At 53.8% G+C, this 212-nt stretch carries 1 tRNA gene; it reads right to left on the bottom strand.

The features are described from left to right. Position 1 precedes the first annotated feature (1 nt). Positions 2-78: transfer RNA gene (locus DW58_RS14800), tRNA-Arg, on the bottom strand. Positions 79-212: the final 134 nt, after the last annotated feature.

Genomic DNA, 212 nt, shown 5'->3' on the forward strand with positions numbered 1-212 from the left:
ATGGTGCATCCGGGAGGATTCGAACCTCCGACCGCTCGGTTCGTAGCCGAGTACTCTATCCAGCTGAGCTACGGATGCATCGGGATTTACTGCTTTACTGCGGAAACTTAATCATCATCGCTGACACTTAAGTGCAATATGGTGCATCCGGGAGGATTCGAACCTCCGACCGCTCGGTTCGTAGCCGAGTACTCTATCCAGCTGAGCTACGG

The organism is Siccibacter turicensis LMG 23730, assembly GCF_000463155.2.
Classification (GTDB): domain Bacteria; phylum Pseudomonadota; class Gammaproteobacteria; order Enterobacterales; family Enterobacteriaceae; genus Siccibacter; species Siccibacter turicensis.